At 36.4% G+C, this 16,266-nt stretch carries 17 protein-coding genes; 4 read left to right on the forward strand and 13 right to left on the reverse strand.

Annotation, left to right across the window (positions count from 1 at the left end):
• Window positions 1–134: 134 nt before the first annotated feature.
• From KEM10_RS10575 to KEM10_RS10585, 3 genes are all read right to left on the reverse strand, one after another.
• Window positions 135–1,739, reverse strand: coding sequence for a S41 family peptidase (locus KEM10_RS10575; protein WP_212215967.1), 1,605 nt, complete (start codon window positions 1,737–1,739; stop codon window positions 135–137).
• A 9-nt stretch (window positions 1,740–1,748) separates the two neighbouring features.
• Complete coding sequence (locus KEM10_RS10580) at window positions 1,749–2,198, reverse strand: dCMP deaminase family protein (protein WP_244825755.1); 450 nt, start codon at window positions 2,196–2,198, stop codon at window positions 1,749–1,751.
• A 96-nt stretch (window positions 2,199–2,294) separates the two neighbouring features.
• Window positions 2,295–3,890 (reverse strand): M14 family metallopeptidase, encoded by a 1,596-nt coding sequence (locus KEM10_RS10585; protein ID WP_212215968.1) that lies wholly within the window; start codon window positions 3,888–3,890, stop codon window positions 2,295–2,297.
• 97 nt (window positions 3,891–3,987) lie between these two features.
• On the opposite strand from KEM10_RS10585, the gene KEM10_RS10590 reads away from it, so the two are divergent.
• From KEM10_RS10590 to KEM10_RS10605, 4 genes are all read left to right on the forward strand, one after another.
• Complete coding sequence (locus KEM10_RS10590) at window positions 3,988–4,887, forward strand: DMT family transporter (protein ID WP_212215969.1); 900 nt, start codon at window positions 3,988–3,990, stop codon at window positions 4,885–4,887.
• On the forward strand, window positions 4,868–5,359 hold the full coding sequence (locus KEM10_RS10595; RefSeq protein ID WP_212215970.1) for a YkgJ family cysteine cluster protein: 492 nt from the start codon (window positions 4,868–4,870) through the stop codon (window positions 5,357–5,359). Before KEM10_RS10590 ends, KEM10_RS10595 begins: the two co-directional genes overlap by 20 nt.
• A gap of 55 nt (window positions 5,360–5,414) precedes the next feature.
• Entirely contained in the window at window positions 5,415–6,428 is a 1,014-nt protein-coding gene (gene porQ / locus KEM10_RS10600; RefSeq protein WP_212215971.1) for a type IX secretion system protein PorQ, read from the forward strand.
• 126 nt (window positions 6,429–6,554) lie between these two features.
• Window positions 6,555–7,070 (forward strand): hypothetical protein, encoded by a 516-nt coding sequence (locus KEM10_RS10605; protein WP_212215972.1) that lies wholly within the window; start codon window positions 6,555–6,557, stop codon window positions 7,068–7,070.
• On the opposite strand, the gene KEM10_RS10610 is transcribed toward KEM10_RS10605, so the two are convergent.
• From KEM10_RS10610 to KEM10_RS10655, 10 genes are all read right to left on the reverse strand, one after another.
• A complete protein-coding gene (locus tag KEM10_RS10610) occupies window positions 7,067–8,380 on the reverse strand; it encodes an NAD(P)/FAD-dependent oxidoreductase (RefSeq protein WP_212215973.1) in 1,314 nt (437 codons plus the stop codon). The genes KEM10_RS10605 and KEM10_RS10610 overlap by 4 nt on opposite strands.
• Before the next feature lie 102 nt (window positions 8,381–8,482).
• A complete protein-coding gene (locus tag KEM10_RS10615) occupies window positions 8,483–9,373 on the reverse strand; it encodes a lysylphosphatidylglycerol synthase transmembrane domain-containing protein (RefSeq protein ID WP_212215974.1) in 891 nt (296 codons plus the stop codon).
• A gap of 75 nt (window positions 9,374–9,448) precedes the next feature.
• Window positions 9,449–10,153 (reverse strand): phosphoadenylyl-sulfate reductase, encoded by a 705-nt coding sequence (locus tag KEM10_RS10620; RefSeq protein WP_212215975.1) that lies wholly within the window; start codon window positions 10,151–10,153, stop codon window positions 9,449–9,451.
• Between the two features lie 89 nt (window positions 10,154–10,242).
• Window positions 10,243–11,271 carry a 6-phosphofructokinase gene (locus KEM10_RS10625; protein ID WP_212215976.1) on the reverse strand — a complete coding sequence of 343 codons (1,029 nt, stop codon included), beginning with the start codon at window positions 11,269–11,271 and terminating at the stop codon, window positions 10,243–10,245.
• 61 nt (window positions 11,272–11,332) lie between these two features.
• Window positions 11,333–12,145: a universal stress protein gene (locus KEM10_RS10630; RefSeq protein WP_212215977.1), complete on the reverse strand. Its 813-nt coding sequence runs from the start codon at window positions 12,143–12,145 to the stop codon at window positions 11,333–11,335.
• Between the two features lie 110 nt (window positions 12,146–12,255).
• A complete protein-coding gene (gene queA, locus KEM10_RS10635; protein ID WP_212215978.1) occupies window positions 12,256–13,305 on the reverse strand; it encodes a tRNA preQ1(34) S-adenosylmethionine ribosyltransferase-isomerase QueA in 1,050 nt (349 codons plus the stop codon).
• Window positions 13,306–13,464: 159 nt separating this feature from the next.
• The gene (gene truB / locus KEM10_RS10640; protein WP_212215979.1) at window positions 13,465–14,172 is read right to left on the reverse strand and encodes a tRNA pseudouridine(55) synthase TruB; all 708 of its coding nucleotides are present in this window, start codon (window positions 14,170–14,172) and stop codon (window positions 13,465–13,467) included.
• Window positions 14,173–14,183: 11 nt separating this feature from the next.
• Entirely contained in the window at window positions 14,184–14,978 is a 795-nt protein-coding gene (locus KEM10_RS10645; RefSeq protein WP_212215980.1) for an undecaprenyl-diphosphate phosphatase, read from the reverse strand.
• 15 nt (window positions 14,979–14,993) lie between these two features.
• On the reverse strand, window positions 14,994–15,245 hold the full coding sequence (locus KEM10_RS10650; RefSeq protein ID WP_212215981.1) for a DUF3098 domain-containing protein: 252 nt from the start codon (window positions 15,243–15,245) through the stop codon (window positions 14,994–14,996).
• Between the two features lie 12 nt (window positions 15,246–15,257).
• A complete protein-coding gene (locus KEM10_RS10655) occupies window positions 15,258–16,136 on the reverse strand; it encodes a cell division protein FtsX (RefSeq protein ID WP_212215982.1) in 879 nt (292 codons plus the stop codon).
• Window positions 16,137–16,266 lie beyond the last annotated feature (130 nt).

The following is a 16,266-nucleotide window of genomic DNA, read 5'->3' on the forward strand; positions in this document are numbered from 1 at the left end:
AATAGCCAACATTCAACATATCAATCCATTAAAAAATACCCAACATTAAGACACACACCAATCGCATTTATCCCCATAAAAAAACCCTGTTCACAATTCTGTAAACAGGGTTTGATATTATTTTAATATTTAATTTACAATTTCCGAGCTTCGTTCAAAGCTTTAATAAATGTTTCATCCACCTCGTGTATCATTGGATAGAAACCTTCATTATCTATAATATTTCGAGCTATATAAGCTTTTACTTCTTGCCTGATTAATGACTTAGAAATCTGGTATTGATCTTTATTAAACGAAATACCTTTATCTTTAGCATAAGCCAGAAAATCATTCATTATTTGGTGCTCATCTAATTTATCACTTATTGCTGAAGCAGTTCTAAGCTCTTCCAGTTCTTCGCGATGGTTATCGGAATATTGCAGAGCATATCGATAAATAATACCATTCGATCGTAGACTGATAAAATAATCAGTAATCATAGTGGTATCGCGAGGCACAAAAACATCAGGCATAATTCCACCACCGCCATAAACTGTTCTTCCTTCTTTTGTTTTATAGGCTAATGATTCATCAAACTCAATACTGTCCTGACTAAATAATTCTCCATGCGCCACCCTATTATAGAAGTCGTGATAATAATCTTCAACTCCGTTGTCATATGGCTTTTGAATACATCGCCCACTTGGAGTGTAATAACGTGCCACTGTTAATCGAAGAGCTGATCCATCGGGCAATGGAATTTGCTGCTGCACTAAACCTTTACCAAATGATCTGCGACCAACCACCAAACCACGGTCATTATCCTGAATAGCACCGGCAAAAATTTCACTTGCCGAAGCAGAGAACTCATCAATTAAAACAATCACTTTAGTATCCTGACATGAACCCGCACCATTGGCATACACATCCTGTCTTGGTTGAGATTTACCTTCGGTATAAACAATCAGTTCTTTAGCTGCTAAAAACTCGTTACACATTTGAATGGCTATATCCAGCAATCCTCCTGAATTTCCACGCATATCAACAATAATTTTCTCGCACTTATTTGCTTTTAACTTAGCAAGAGCGGTCAAAAATTCCTGATAAGTAGTTTGTGCAAAACGATCCACTTTTACATATCCGATGTTGTCTTCCACCATATAACTAACGTCTACACTATACATTGGAATAGCTCCACGGGTAATGGTATATGGTATAACTTCATTGCTGGGACGACGAATAACACCTACCTTAACTTCAGTACCCATTTCGCCCCGCAACGTCTTCATTATGTCATTACTACTAATATTTCTTCCTGCTATTACCGAATCATTCACCTGAACAATACGGTCGCCAGGCAAAAGCCCCACCTTTTCTGAAGGTCCACCGGAAATAACACTAATCACCAACACAGTATCTTCCTGCATACTAAACTGTACTCCAATACCGCCGAAGTTACCTTGTAATTCCTCGTTCACTTTATTCAAATCCTTAGCCGGAATATAAACGGTGTGAGGATCTAGTTCCTTTAATATCTCAGGAATAATAGCTTCTTCTATTTCTTCGCGGTCAACCGTATCAACATATTCGTTAACGATATGATCCATTAATGCATCCAGCTTACCAGTTTGTGGATAAATCATTAGAGGATTCCCTTTCCCGGATGGTGCCGGCATAAAATTTCTGCCAATGAAAATGCCCAACACTACCAAAAGGGCAAAAATCACCGGCATCAATATCTGATTACGTGTATTTTTCATCCTAACTATTTATATAATTTCTTCTTCAATATGTACAATCTCTATCTCGGCTCGTTCCAACAGTTTTATACCATCATCATTATGGTATTTCTCGGTGAAAACCACTCGTTTAATGCCTGCCTGAATAATTAATTTAGCACACTCAATACATGGTGAAGCTGTTACATATAAAGTGGCTCCATCAGAACTATTATTCGAACGGGCTACTTTGGTAATTGCATTTGCCTCGGCATGCAATACGTAGGCTTTTGTTTTGTTATCGCAATCTTCGCATTCGTTTTCAAAACCCGATGGTGTTCCGTTATAGCCATCGCTGATAATCATTTTGTTTTTTACGATGATAGCTCCCACCTGCCGGCGATTACAATATGAATTCTGCGACCAGATACGCGCCATTGCCAAATAGCGTTGATCAAGCAAAAACTGCTTTCTGTCTTTTTGCATTGTTGTTGTATCCATATTTTTTTGTTGAACACAAATGTAACAAAATAAGCTTCTATACCTTTTGGAATGGCCTATTTATGCAATAATTTTAAATATTGGAAGTTCGAAAATCTAGTCTAAAACCCTGTAAACCGGATATGGATAATAATTACTTCCCCATTGTGGAACAATATAACGATCGAAAAAGTTCCATTTCAACAATCCATCATCAGCCTTTGCTTCAAATAAGTATGAAATCAAATTAGCTAAAGGTTGATTCATGGGTATTAGAATGTCACCTTCTGAAAATATTTTCTCTTTTTGTGTCCATTCACCCTCTATATGATTTGGGTAATGCCCCTGATTCAATCTATTAGCAGGACTAATTTTTGAAAATAGAAATTCTTCTACATGCATGGTAGCTTCTTGTTCAAGCCTTGAATATTTTACACCATGAATATCAAGTAGTTCAACTACTTCATTTATTGGCTTATTTAACACATAAGCTTTGGGGTATGAAATACTTGATTCTGCAAAATAATCGGCAATATAAGGGGCCGTTACCGTGATTTTACGATCTGTTTTCTTGTATCGCTTCCATCCATTTTCGGTATGACTATATTCTGCCTCAAAAGCCAATATGGTAACTGAATCCGGGGTAGGATAACCTTTGTATGTAATAGCAAAAGAATCCTTTACTGCTTCCTGTTCAGCGCGAGCTATGGTTCTGTTATCAGCCTCCTGTAATAGATCTTTTATCTCTTTTTTATTTTCCACTGCATAATCTAAAATACTCCATAATAGATTGTAACAACCTTGCACCCTTGATTTATAATCAGCATACACATAGTTCTCGTTTAAAATAGCCAAACGGTTGCGGACACCAATATAATTGACCAAATAACGGGGTTCGGCAGCATATGAAATCCATCCTTTCTGAGGTTCCAAACGATCTACAAACTCTCCGTAATAACAATTTAAGGTTTGATATTTATCGCCAAGGGTTTTATGCACTTCCGGCATCATATTATCGCGCATATAATTTATTAACTGCCTGTCGCCATTGGGATTCATCATCCAGGTAAAAGTAATAGGTTCTTCGTGAAAAGATCCATTGGTTGTATGACAATCAACGGTAATAGAAGGATCCCATTTATTAAGGATATTACTTACCACACCTCTAATTTCTGGTGATTCAAGCTTTAAAGCATCACGATTTAAATCCAGGTTTTGACCATTATAACGTATACCAACTACTTTAGGTCCATTTTGATGCGTTCTGTTTTGATCGCTTCTTTTCTCATTTCCATCCGCATTTAGATTCGGAACAATCAACACAATGGCATCTTTCAGATATTTCTGATTTTCTTTCTTTAAAATATCACGAGCCAGCATTAAACTGGCTTCTTTTCCTTCTACTTCTCCGGCATGTATATTTGACTGAATATATACTACAATTCGTTTATCATTCTTTAGTTCTTCCACAGAATAAATCATAGGATTGGCAATTACCAGCATAGGTACCTTTCGCTCTTCAATAGTTTCTGCAACCTCTTCAATTCGAATAAATTCTGATTGTTCATCTAACCATTCGACTATTTCCATCACCTGGGTATAATCTGAAGTTTGGGTATAATTAGATGATTCAGCTACTGTTAGCCTTTCTTGAGAAAATAAATTACTTGCCATAAAAAATGCAAGAATAAGTCCTGAAAAACGTAGATTCATGGTTTAAATATTGTATTAGAAGTCGTAAATATAGTTATCTTAACTCATTGACGAAACGAACAGTAATACTACCTTTGCGCGGTTAAACAAAACATTTATGCCAGAACGACTAAAAGTTATATTAAGCCTATTACTATCAATGATTTGTTGGGCTATTTCTTTTGTTTGGATCAAACAGGCATTTGAGTCGTTCAACCCCATTACCATTGTATTCTTCCGATTGGTGATTAGCTCCCTGATGTTAATTATTATTTTAAAACTTAGCAGGAGACTAATACCTTTAAAACGAGAAGATGTGCGATGGTTCTTCTTACTTGGTTTTTTTGAACCTTTCCTATACTTTATGGGCGAAAGCAATGGTTTAAAAATTGTATCCTCAACAATGGGTGCAGTTATTGTTTCAACCGTACCCCTTTTTGCTCCCATTGCCGACCGCTTGTTTTTTAAATCGCGATTAAGCTTTTTAAACCTTGCCGGAATCACTATATCATTTACCGGTGTTATGATTCTGATTTTTGAAAAAAACTTCAGTCTGGCAGCACCTATTGAAGGAATTGCCTTGATGTTTATGGCTGTATTTGCAACCATGGGCTATGCCATAGTTTTAAAAAAGATTCCGGCTCATTATAATGCGGTTACTATTATCACCTATCAAAATGTAGTGGGTACCATTTTATTTCTACCTTTCTTTATTGTTATTGATTGGCAACATGTTACCCACACACACATAACTACCGAAGCAGTGATTGCTGTTCTTCAGCTCTCGGTTTTTGCATCCTCACTGGCATTTATCTTTTTTACCTATGGAATGAGAAAAATAGGAATTAGCAAAGCCAATGTATTTGTAAATATGATTCCTGTATTTACTGCCTTTTTTGCTTGGTGGATACTGGATGAAGAAATTGATCTGCAAAAACTCGTTGGTATAGCAATTGTTATTGGTGGAGTATTTATTTCGCAATTGAAACTAAGAAAAAATGGCAATCGACCTAAATAAACTCAAAGTTGACGCACAGAATAAGTCAAAGGAAAACAAGGTATTTCTCACCCGACTAAAGAAGAAAAAACCAAAGGATCTGGATGAGAATGCTCAAGATTTGCACCATCAGGTTTTTGAATATACCAATTGTCTTGAATGCGCCAACTGCTGCAAATCAATAAGTCCAATTGTTATCGACAGAGATATTGACCGACTGGCAAAACATTTACGTATTAAACCCTCTGCCGTTATTGACCAATACCTTCATCTGGACGAAGATGGTGATTATGTTTTTAATGAAACACCCTGCCCATTTCTGATGCCTGATAATTATTGCATGGTATATGAATCACGTCCACGTGCCTGCCGAGAGTATCCGCATACCGACAGAAAACGATTTTTTCAGATTAGTTCGCTAACCTATAAAAACACTTTTGTTTGTCCGGCTGTTTTTGATGTGGTAGAAGGATTAAAAGTCATTTACGATTAATAATTAGACAATCATTTACACTAAAATGATACTTTTGCCGTTTTAGAATCTAATGATGAAAAAATTACTTGTCATATTAACCATATTAACCTGCTGTATAGCTGGCAATGCCCAGCAAGCAGGCACCTACACCTACGATTTTCTTAACCTGGCTAATTCAGCACGTGTTGGCGCTTTGGGAGGTAATCAGGTTGGTTTAGCTGATGATGATATTAACCTGGTTTTTAATAATCCGGCCAACTTAACATCTGCCGTTAATACAGACTTAACTCTTAGTTATGTGCCTTATGTTAGCGATATCAATATATTTTACTCAGGCTATGCTCATCATGTTGAAGGCGTAGGAACTTTTGGATTAGGTATTCATACTATCAATTATGGTAATTTCGATCGTGCTGATGAAGACGGAAATTTGCAGGGAACTTTTTCTGCAGCAGAATATGCTATTCAGCTTAGTTATGCTAAAAAACTTTCACAAAAACTTCACCTTGGAATATCGATTAAACCAGTTATTTCCAGTTTCGAACAATATAACTCCTTTGGTTTAGCGGCGGATATTGGAATGATGTATCAATCCACTAATCAACTGTTTTCTGCAGGATTGGTAGTTAAAAATGTGGGATCACAAATCAGCACTTATAACAACACTTACGAATCGATGCCTACTGACGTTCAAATAGGTATTGCTAAAAAGCTGGCCCATGCCCCTTTCCGGTTGGCCGTAACGGCTCAGGATTTATTAGATTGGAATTTAAAATATTCAGTTAGCAACGGCAGCGGTGATGAAATTGAAGATGGAGGCAATAATGGAAATGCTTTTGATCAAATGATGCGTCATATTGCCTTAGGAATTGAATTTGTTCCAAGCGACAATTTTTGGGTTGATTTTGGATATAACCACCGCCGACGCAAAGAATTAGGGATAGGCTCAAAAATGTCGACAGTAGGCTTTTCTTGGGGATTTGGGTTTAAGGTTTATAAATTCAGGTTTTCCTATGGTTCAGCCCGGTATCATTTAGCTGGCACATCTAACCATTTCAGTCTTTCTACTCGTCTATCCGACTTTTAGTATAGAAAACATAATATTCAGTTGTCATCTTTACTTACATAATGTTAAGAGAATATAAATATTTATTTATATTTGTACAGACACTTGTCGTTTATTTACGTTATAACATCATAAACTGGAAGAAGTATGAAGACCTTTAAGGTAGAAATTCCTGAGGATCAAGCTGACTTTATGTTAAAACTGTTTGAACAACTTGACATTGCATATCATGAAGATTTTGAGCCAGAAGAAAGAACCTATATTGCTCAGGATTATATGATTGAAAAAGGCCTGATCCCCAAACCCAAGGATAGTACAATGGGCACAGAGGAAACATCTAGCGATCTGGATAAACTAAAGGAACTAAGAAATGCTATTAACCGTTTGCAAGACACCCGTTCTTCGGTAATTGGTGATAACATGATTAAATTTAGGTTGCCGAGCTCTAAGGCAAACGTTCCTAAAACATTATTCAACAGCCTCAACGACTTAAAAGAATATCTTCAAAATTACCTGAGGATTGACATCGATCACATCTCTTTCTCTCCTGTTAAAGGTGAAAAAGTTCAAGAGGATGATATATTTGAAGTTATTGTACATGTAAAAGATGCCAACTCAGGAACTACTACTATTACTGCCGGATACAGCGACAAAGCCCTTTAGCTAGTACGCACTAAAGGTTGGTTGCTTTTATCCTTTTTAGCTTTGTTATAGGGTGCTATTAATATGCGTAATGATTGATCGCGCCACAAGTAACTTTGTGCCCAATTCACAAATATAAAGAAGCGATTTTTAACACCAACAATGGCCATTAGATGAACAAACAACCATAGTATCCAGGCTATAAATCCAGAAAACTTCATTGCCGGCAAATCAGCTACAGCCATATTACGTCCAATAGTAGCAAGGCTACCCTTATCTTTATATTTAAATGGCTTCTGACTCTTTTTAACAAAATTATTTGCCAAATTATCGGCCTGTTGAATGGCTACCTGTGCAACCTGAGGATGACCTCTTTCATATGCATCATCATCTAATACACAAGATATATCGCCAATTGCATAAACTCCATCTAATCCAATAACCTGATTATATGAATCTACAATCAATCGATTTGACGGAGTATAAACTTCCTTATTTAAACCTTTGATGTATTTACCACTAACACCTGCGGTCCATAACAGATTTGTTGCATATACTTCGGTTTGATCAGACAAGCTGATTTTTTCACCATCATAGTCTTCTATACGGGTGTTCAGATGAACTTCCACTCCTAATTCTTTCAGGAATTCAAGTGCCTTTGCTCCAGACTTTTCCGACATACCATTCAGTAATCGAGGGCTAGCTTCGTATAGCAAAATTTTCATCCGACTAAAATCCAGTTCCGGATAATCCTTAGGTAAAACATATCGTCTCATTTCAGCAATGGCACCCGACAATTCAACCCCTGTTGGTCCACCTCCTACTACCACCACCGACATTAACTTCGTATGATCATTTACATTCTCTGTTAAAATCGCTTTCTCAAAAGATGCCAGTATTCTGTTTCGTAGATTAATTGCTTCAGCCGTTGTTTTCATTGGCAAACCATATTTTTCGAGATTAGCTGAACCAAAATAATTAGTACTCACTCCGGTTGCAATCACTAATTTATCGTAACTTAATTCACCATTCCCAGTAATAATCTTCTTCTTATCAGGAAGAATTTCCAAAAGTTCTGTTTGCCTAAAATGAAGATTGGTATTTTTCTGAAAAATCTTTCTTACCGGAAAAGATATGGAACTTGGCTCAATACCTGATGTTGCCACCTGGTAAAACAATGGTTGAAACTGATGATAATTCTGCTTGTCAATAACCACCACCTGGTAAGGTGATTTTCGAAGTTTACGCGCAATTTTCAGGCCGGCAAATCCTGCTCCTACAATAACGACTCGTTTCTTGTTGTTTTGTGGTAAATTAAAGTTGTTTTCCATGGTTGACTCTTGTTTTATGTAGGAAACAACCACTAAACAGGAAAGTTCGTTAATTATAGAAAAAAATCTATAATTAAATTCATTTCACTTATTTACTATCAATTACGACTCTTCTTCAGATATGGCAAAAACCTTTTTCACCCTGAAAACATAGTATAATCCAGGAGTGGACACTAACAAGGAATTCAAATAAAACAACACACTTACAGCAACAGCAATTTCCTGATTGACTCCCAACAACAGGGCTCCTTTAAAAAAGGTAACTTCGCGAGCACCTATTCCACCTAAAGTAATGGGTATGGCAGAAGCAATGGTTGAAAGAAAGAACAAAAACATATAATCATCCCAATGCCCTTTTGTTTGTCCTCCCAAAGCTTTTAACAGGCATAAAACGGCTAACATTTGCACACCCTGCACCAATAGCGACCATAAGGTAACCGCAACAAAAGCTTTAGTTAGTTTTTTATTAAAAATGCGTAGAAATAGATAAAACCCTAAACTAACAAAAGGAATGAATAAGAAGAACCACCCCTGGTAAGGTAAATCATAATTAATAAAATAAACTAAGCCTAATATATAAACCAGAATGATAGACAAACCACTCACCCTGTCTGCCAATACAGCGCCCAACAACTGCTTAACAGGTGTTTTAAATTTTTTATGTAAGTAAAAAACTTTATAGCCATCGCCTCCAACGCCACCCGGCAAAAAGAAATTATAAAACATACCTAACCAGTACAGCTTTATATTGGCTATATGAGGTAATTTAAGTTGAATAGCATTAAACAGTTCATTTAAACGAAAAGAACTAATTATCTGAGACAATCCATAGATTAGCAATGCCCAGAACACATACCAAAGATTAGCTGTAGAAATTAAATGCCCAACTTCTTTTAAATCAAGTTTAGAAACAATGTAATAAATGGCAGCTGCGGAGAACACAATCTTAAGAATGAGCTTAAGTACAGTAACTGCTTTTTTTGATAATGCCATACTTCTGTTTATCAAGCGTAATTTTAAAACAAAAAAAGGCATCCTCATTATAAAGATGCCATATATTTTGCCTCATTATCTTTTATGCAATCCACATTCTTTGGTATCAGGACTTTCCCACCACCAACGGCCGGCTCTTACATCTTCACCTTCCATTATAGCTCTGGTACAAGGCTGACAACCAATACTTGGAAATCCTTTATCATGTAACGTGTTATATGGAATTTTTTTTGTTTTGATATAATCCCAAACCTGCTCTTCACTCCAGTTAGCCAGCGGATTAATCTTCAGTAAATTATTATTACTATCCCATTCAACCACCTCAATATCTTTTCGTGTTACCGACTGACCAGCACGTAAACCACAAATCCAGGCATCAAGCCCTTTAAAGGCTCTTTGTAAAGGCTCTATTTTGCGAACGAAGCAACATTCTTTTCTATTTTCCTCGCTCTCGAAGAACAGATTGATTCCTTTTTCATTCACCATCTTCTGAACTTTCTTCTTCTTAGGGAAGTAAACCTGAATGTTCTTTTTATATTTTCTGGATGTACGATCAATCAAATCATAGGTCTCAGGGAACAGTCGACCTGTATCCAAAGTAAATATTTTAATATCAGGGTTGATCTCCACCAACATCTGAGTTAACACCTGATCTTCGGCACCCAAACTTGACGATAAAGCAATCTTATCCCCATACTTATCTGTAAAATATTTAATGATTTCCTGAGCACTTGCGTTACTCAATTCATCATTAATCTTCTTTATTTCTTCAGCACTCATTTACATCTATTTTGTGCAAATATAATAAAAAAGCCACCTGAGAGAAAAGAGGCGGCTCATATGTTATTCCTACATTAATACTATCATTTTCAGGTACCGAAACACACTCCCATACTTCGTCCCTGCTGAATTAAATAATGGTCGGGATTAACCAAACGCAATTTACCTCCCACTTCCTCTAAGGGTACCGATGTAATAGTATCGTTTTTGATTGACACCATCGTTCCAAATTCTCCGCGATGGATTAAATCAGCTGCATGAGCACCGTATCGGGTAGCTAAAATTCTGTCTTGCGCACTAGGAGAACCTCCGCGTTGTATATAACCTAAAATAGTCTCACGTGTCTCAAGACCTGTCATTTTCTGAATTTTCTTTCCAATATAACTGGCCGCTGATTTTTTCTTTGGGTGTTCGATTCCTTCAGCTACTACTACAATAGAATAGGGTTTTCCTACCCTGTTACGTGCCATTAAACACTCGGCAACATGGTCCAGATCATATTCCAGCTCAGGTAAAAGAATAACATCTCCACCCGCAGCAATACCAGAATATAAAGAAATCCAACCGGTATGGTGCCCCATTAATTCAATCACCATAACCCTTTTATGAGAATTGGCTGTTGTATGTAAACGGTCGATAGCATCGGTAGCAATACCCACCGCAGAATCAAAACCAAATGTTACATCTGTTCCCCAAACATCATTATCAATAGTTTTAGGTATACCCACTACATTTAAACCTTCTTTTGAAAGCAAATTGGCTGTTTTTTGAGTACCATTACCTCCAATACAAACGATGGCATCTAATCCTAATTTTTCGTAGTTTTCTTTGATGATTTTAGGCATATCGGCATCTTCTTCACCAGCCGATCGCTTAAATGGTTTCAAACGTGATGTTCCTAAGATGGTACCTCCAACGGTAATAATTCCCGAAAGAGCTTTTTCTTCCATCAAATTAACATCCATATCAACCAAACCACTAAAACCATTTGATATACCCACGATTTCCATTCCGTATTTTACAATGGCCGTTTTTCCAACTCCCCTAATGGCTGCATTGATACCCGGACAATCACCTCCTGCTGTAAGTATACCTACCCTTTTTTTGTCTTTTCCCATAACATCAAGATTAAATCTTTACTCTAAATTACATCTTTTTATTGAATCAACCCCTATTTTATCATTCATGAAAAACCAAAAGAGGCACATCTGTATGAAACAGTATCTTTCGGGTAATACTAGGATGAAATATTTTAGAAATCATGTTTCTCTTTCTGCGTGTCATCGCAATCAAATCAGTTTCTTTGCTTTTAATGTAATCATCCAACGAATCGATAAAATCATCGCCAGTAATGAATTCAAATTCCATCTTATACTTGCGATAGGTTTCGGCACAATACAAGCGCATTTCTTCCAGGCGCTTCTTATCCCATCTATCAGGCATATTAGTGGCAAAATGCACAGCATGAATTACTGTATTAAAAGGCGTTACCAGCTTAATAAGTTTATGTAGTGAACGGTAGTCCTGCTCACCAAAGTCGGTTACAAATAATACATGACTGATTTTATTTAGGTCGATAGTTGACTCTGCTGGAACAGCCAGAACGGGGACCTTGGCATTTTTAATCACATCGCTGGTTACACTACCTAGTAATTCTTTGATGGTTTCACCCTTACTCCGGGTGCCCATCACTATTACATCCGGATCATCGCTTACACTTAACTCAACCAGAACATCTTCGGGGTAACCTTTTACATGACGGGTATGCATTCTCACATTACTTGTCAACTGTGGTTGATATTTTTTTAACAGTACGTCAAAATGATTTCGTATCTGCGTATCATCCAACTTTTCAGAATCGTCATCATGATAAGCATGAGAACAATGCAACAAGGTAATATCAACTTCCAGTTTTTGCGCCAGTGTCATTGCATAGTTAATAGCATTAACCGAATATTCAGAAAAATTCACAGGCACATAAATCCTAACCATCAGATTGATTTAAATGAGTTACATAACCCAATTTACAAAAAAGATAGTTTATTATAAAACAGAAAAGCCGACTTTATTAGCCGGCTTTCTATTTATCTAGATTCTAATTCTTAAATAATTAGCATCGCATCTCCATAAGTTCCAAAACGATACTTTTCTTTTACTGCTTCCTGATAAGCATCCATAACAAAATCGTACCCTCCAAAAGCAGCTGCCATCATTAATAGAGTTGATAATGGTAAGTGCAAGTTAGTTATCATGCTATTTGCCACCTGAAACTCGTATGGAGGGAAAATAAATTTATTCGTCCATCCTTCAAAAGGCTTCACATGACCAAAGGTAGAAACTGAGCTTTCTAAAGTACGCATTACAGTTGTACCAACAGCACATACTCGTTTCTTCTTGTCCTTACCTGCATTAATGATTTTAGTCGCCTCTTCGGTAATAAAGATCTGCTCCGAATCCATTTTATGCTTGGTTAAGTCTTCCACATCAACCTGACGGAAGTTACCTAAACCAACATGTAATGTAATTTCAGCAAAATCGGTACCGATGATTTCCAAACGCTTCATTAACTCACGACTAAAGTGCATTCCTGCTGTTGGAGCAGCAACGGCACCTTCGTGCTTTGCATAAATGGTTTGGTAACGCTCACGATCTTCAGGAACCACCTCACGATTTACAATACGAGGAAGAGGTGTTTCTCCTAATCCATAAAGCTTCGACTTAAATTCATCATAAGGTCCATCATATAAAAAACGTAAAGTACGTCCTCGTGAAGTAGTATTATCAATTACTTCAGCTACTAACGAATCATCATCGCCAAAATATAATTTGTTACCAATACGAATTTTACGAGCCGGATCTACCAAAACATCCCAAAGTCGTTGTTCGCGGTTTAATTCTCTTAATAGAAAAACTTCTATTTCAGCTCCGGTTTTTTCTTTGTTACCATATAAACGAGCCGGAAATACTTTGGTATTATTAAATACCATTACATCCTGATCTTCGAAATAGTCAATCACATCTTTGAATATCTTGTGCTCGATCGTTTTTTCTTTGCGATTTAACACCATTAAACGTGACTCATCCCTGTTTTGAGTAGGATGTAAAGCAATTAATTCTTCAGGCAGTTTATATTTAAACTTCGACAGCTTCATAGAGTAATCTTTTTCCTGTTATTATTTTATTTATTTTCTTCCTTCAAAACCATATTTCACCATCCATACCATTTAAGATATGCTTCTGTACCAATTAACAAAAGAGGGTGAAAGATGACATTTTAATTAAAGCATAGGCCACCTTATACGTAAGGTTTTCTATTTTGTTACAAAGGACGCTAATTTTTTTTCAAAATCAAAGATTGAAATAGCATCTTTTAACTGATAATCACCAATTCGCGTTCGTACCAAACCTGATAAATGAGCTCCCGAATTTAAAGCCACACCTAAATCATAAGCCAGAGAACGAATATAGGTACCTTTGCTACAACTAACATCCAGCTTTAGATGTTTCTCACCAAATTCTATCAATTCAAGCTTACTGATATGAATCTTACGCGCTTTCATTTCAACGTCCTTTCCTTTACGAGCCAGATCATAAGCTTTTACACCTTTTACTTTTAAAGCTGAGTATATGGGAGGAATTTGCTCTATATCACCTCTGAACAGCTCAAGTTTCTCCTGTACCAACTCTTCTGTAATATGCTCCCAGCTGTAAATTGCATCAGGCTCAGATTCTTTGTCGTAGGTTGGAGTAGTACTACCTAACTCAACATCGGCAATGTATTGTTTATCTAAACCAGAAAATTGCTCGATTTGCTTAGTAGCCTTTCCGGTGCAAACAATAACCAATCCGGTTGCTAAAGGATCAAGTGTGCCGGCATGACCAACTTTAATTTTTTTGATATTCAAATATCTCTTTAACGAATATCTGATTTTATTGACAACATCAAAGGATGTCCACTCAAGCGGTTTATCAATTAATAAAACCTGACCTGCCTGAAAATACTCAGCCGAAAATTCCATCTTCTTACTCTCTAACAAAATAACCCACACACAATTGCAACTAACCCAACTACTCCACAATAAATAGAGAAATAGGTTAATTTACTTTTTCGCACTAACTTAATCATCCAGGTACAAGCCAATAATCCAGTTAAAAAGGCAGCAATAAAGCCAACGATAACAGGCATAGCAGATTCACCAGAAACTGTAAATTCGCTCGATAACAAATCCTTGGCCATCTTTCCTAAAATTAATGGCACAACCATTAAAAATGAAAATCGAGTTGCTCGCGTTCTATCAATACCCAACATAACTGATGTAGAAATAGTAGCTCCTGAACGTGAAATACCGGGGAGAATAGCGATAGCCTGAGCAATACCAATAACAATGGCATTCGAATACGAAACCCCTTTTTCGGTTGTTTTAGCTTTATCTGCCAAAAATAAAAGTCCAGCAGTAACCAACAGCATAAAACCAACCAATACAATCTGATTTTCAAATAAGGTCTCTAACTGATCGGCAAATACCACACCTACAATAGCAGCTGGCACCATTGAAAGTATTATTTTCAATGAGAAAATAGTTTGTTCATTCCATTTAAACTGAAATAAGCCACCTAAGATCTCTCCAATTTCTTTTCGAAAAATAACGATTGTACTTAAAGCCGTTGCACCATGTAACATAACCGTCATAAACATGCTTTCTTCAGCAATCACATTTGAGCCGAATAATGCTTTAACAATTTCGAGATGCCCACTGCTACTAACAGGCAAAAACTCTGTTAATCCTTGAATAATTCCAAGAATCAAACCTTCTAAAATACCCATGAAATAATTTGTTGATTAGTCTACTGATTTTGGCTTTTTCATGATAGCATAAATCTCGAACATAAAGCCAAATAAAACAATGATTGGAGCTAGTGTGATACGTCTAAAACTATATATTTCTTCGTTGAAAACGGCTGGATCTTCAGATCTTCCACCCATCATCAATAAAAAACCTACAATTATAATTGCAAATCCGATTGCAAGTAGTATATAGTTTTCTTTACCTAAAGCAAACTGAAACTTTTGCTCGTTTTCTTTTTTAGCCATATCAAGTATATATTAAAAATATAAGTCGTCTGTACTTAGGTTTAAATATTTATTAACCGCAAAAAAGGTTGAAAGAAGCGTAATCAACACTCCGCATACAATTACTATTCCAAAAAGAACCAATATCAAATCTAAATTCTGAAATCCGATAACTCCGGCAAGTTCATGATTGGTGGCATATATCAACCCTGACAAAAGCATTATTGCCAAAACAGCACCAATAAATCCATGCAATATACTGGTAACTAAAAAGGGTTGCCGAATAAAGGTTTTAGTGGCGCCTACTAATTGCATAGTTCTAATTAAAAAACGCTTTGAATAAACAGATAAACGAATTGTATTATTAATTAAAGCTACTGCAATTAAAAGTAACATTACCGCAAAAGCCAACAGCACCAGTGATATTTTATTTACATTTTTATGCACCAGATGAATCAAATTCTTTTGATACAAAACTTCTTTAACCTGTGGGAATTCCATAATAATATTTTCCACACCGGCTATACTGTCGGGGTGAGCATATTCGGCATATAATTTCACCTCGATGGAAGAAAATAATGGGTTATATCCAAGAAACTCTACAAAATCTTCGCCTAACTCTTCCTGCAGTTCTTTGGCAGCACGCTCTTTATCTACATATACGGTTTGCTTCACAAAAGGTGAAGTAGCCAACATCTTTTCCAACCTTTTCACTTCGGCTTCCCGGGCATTATCCTTAACCATCACTGTGAAACCAATATTTTCTTTCACATAATTAGATAATCTCTGAGCATTAAGAGACAGTAATCCAATGATTCCTAATAAAAACAGAACCAAGGCAATACTAATGGTGGTAGTTACATATGAACTGCGTAATTTCTTACCACTGGATATTTGATTCGATTGCGCCATGTATCAAAATTAGTGCAAAAATATAAAATGCCATCAGAACCACTGAAGAAGATGCAAATTAATCGCGTAATTAACAAAATTTAACCGCAACCCAAAACAAATTGTACTTTTGAAATTCCATCCCTAAACT

This window comes from Carboxylicivirga linearis (assembly GCF_018271995.1).
Taxonomy (GTDB): Bacteria; Bacteroidota; Bacteroidia; order Bacteroidales; family Marinilabiliaceae; genus Carboxylicivirga; species Carboxylicivirga linearis.

Coding starts and splice junctions, on each gene's coding strand:
- KEM10_RS10575 (WP_212215967.1), bottom strand. CDS start 1,739: ATGAAAAATACACGTAATCAGATATTGATGCCGGTGATTTTTGCCCTT.
- KEM10_RS10580 (WP_244825755.1), bottom strand. CDS start 2,198: ATGGATACAACAACAATGCAAAAAGACAGAAAGCAGTTTTTGCTTGAT.
- KEM10_RS10585 (WP_212215968.1), bottom strand. CDS start 3,890: ATGAATCTACGTTTTTCAGGACTTATTCTTGCATTTTTTATGGCAAGT.
- KEM10_RS10590 (WP_212215969.1), top strand. CDS start 3,988: ATGCCAGAACGACTAAAAGTTATATTAAGCCTATTACTATCAATGATT.
- KEM10_RS10595 (WP_212215970.1), top strand. CDS start 4,868: ATGGCAATCGACCTAAATAAACTCAAAGTTGACGCACAGAATAAGTCA.
- porQ (WP_212215971.1), top strand. CDS start 5,415: ATGAAAAAATTACTTGTCATATTAACCATATTAACCTGCTGTATAGCT.
- KEM10_RS10605 (WP_212215972.1), top strand. CDS start 6,555: ATGAAGACCTTTAAGGTAGAAATTCCTGAGGATCAAGCTGACTTTATG.
- KEM10_RS10610 (WP_212215973.1), bottom strand. CDS start 8,380: ATGGAAAACAACTTTAATTTACCACAAAACAACAAGAAACGAGTCGTT.
- KEM10_RS10615 (WP_212215974.1), bottom strand. CDS start 9,373: ATGGCATTATCAAAAAAAGCAGTTACTGTACTTAAGCTCATTCTTAAG.
- KEM10_RS10620 (WP_212215975.1), bottom strand. CDS start 10,153: ATGAGTGCTGAAGAAATAAAGAAGATTAATGATGAATTGAGTAACGCA.
- KEM10_RS10625 (WP_212215976.1), bottom strand. CDS start 11,271: ATGGGAAAAGACAAAAAAAGGGTAGGTATACTTACAGCAGGAGGTGAT.
- KEM10_RS10630 (WP_212215977.1), bottom strand. CDS start 12,145: ATGGTTAGGATTTATGTGCCTGTGAATTTTTCTGAATATTCGGTTAAT.
- queA (WP_212215978.1), bottom strand. CDS start 13,305: ATGAAGCTGTCGAAGTTTAAATATAAACTGCCTGAAGAATTAATTGCT.
- truB (WP_212215979.1), bottom strand. CDS start 14,172: ATGGAATTTTCGGCTGAGTATTTTCAGGCAGGTCAGGTTTTATTAATT.
- KEM10_RS10645 (WP_212215980.1), bottom strand. CDS start 14,978: ATGGGTATTTTAGAAGGTTTGATTCTTGGAATTATTCAAGGATTAACA.
- KEM10_RS10650 (WP_212215981.1), bottom strand. CDS start 15,245: ATGGCTAAAAAAGAAAACGAGCAAAAGTTTCAGTTTGCTTTAGGTAAA.
- KEM10_RS10655 (WP_212215982.1), bottom strand. CDS start 16,136: ATGGCGCAATCGAATCAAATATCCAGTGGTAAGAAATTACGCAGTTCA.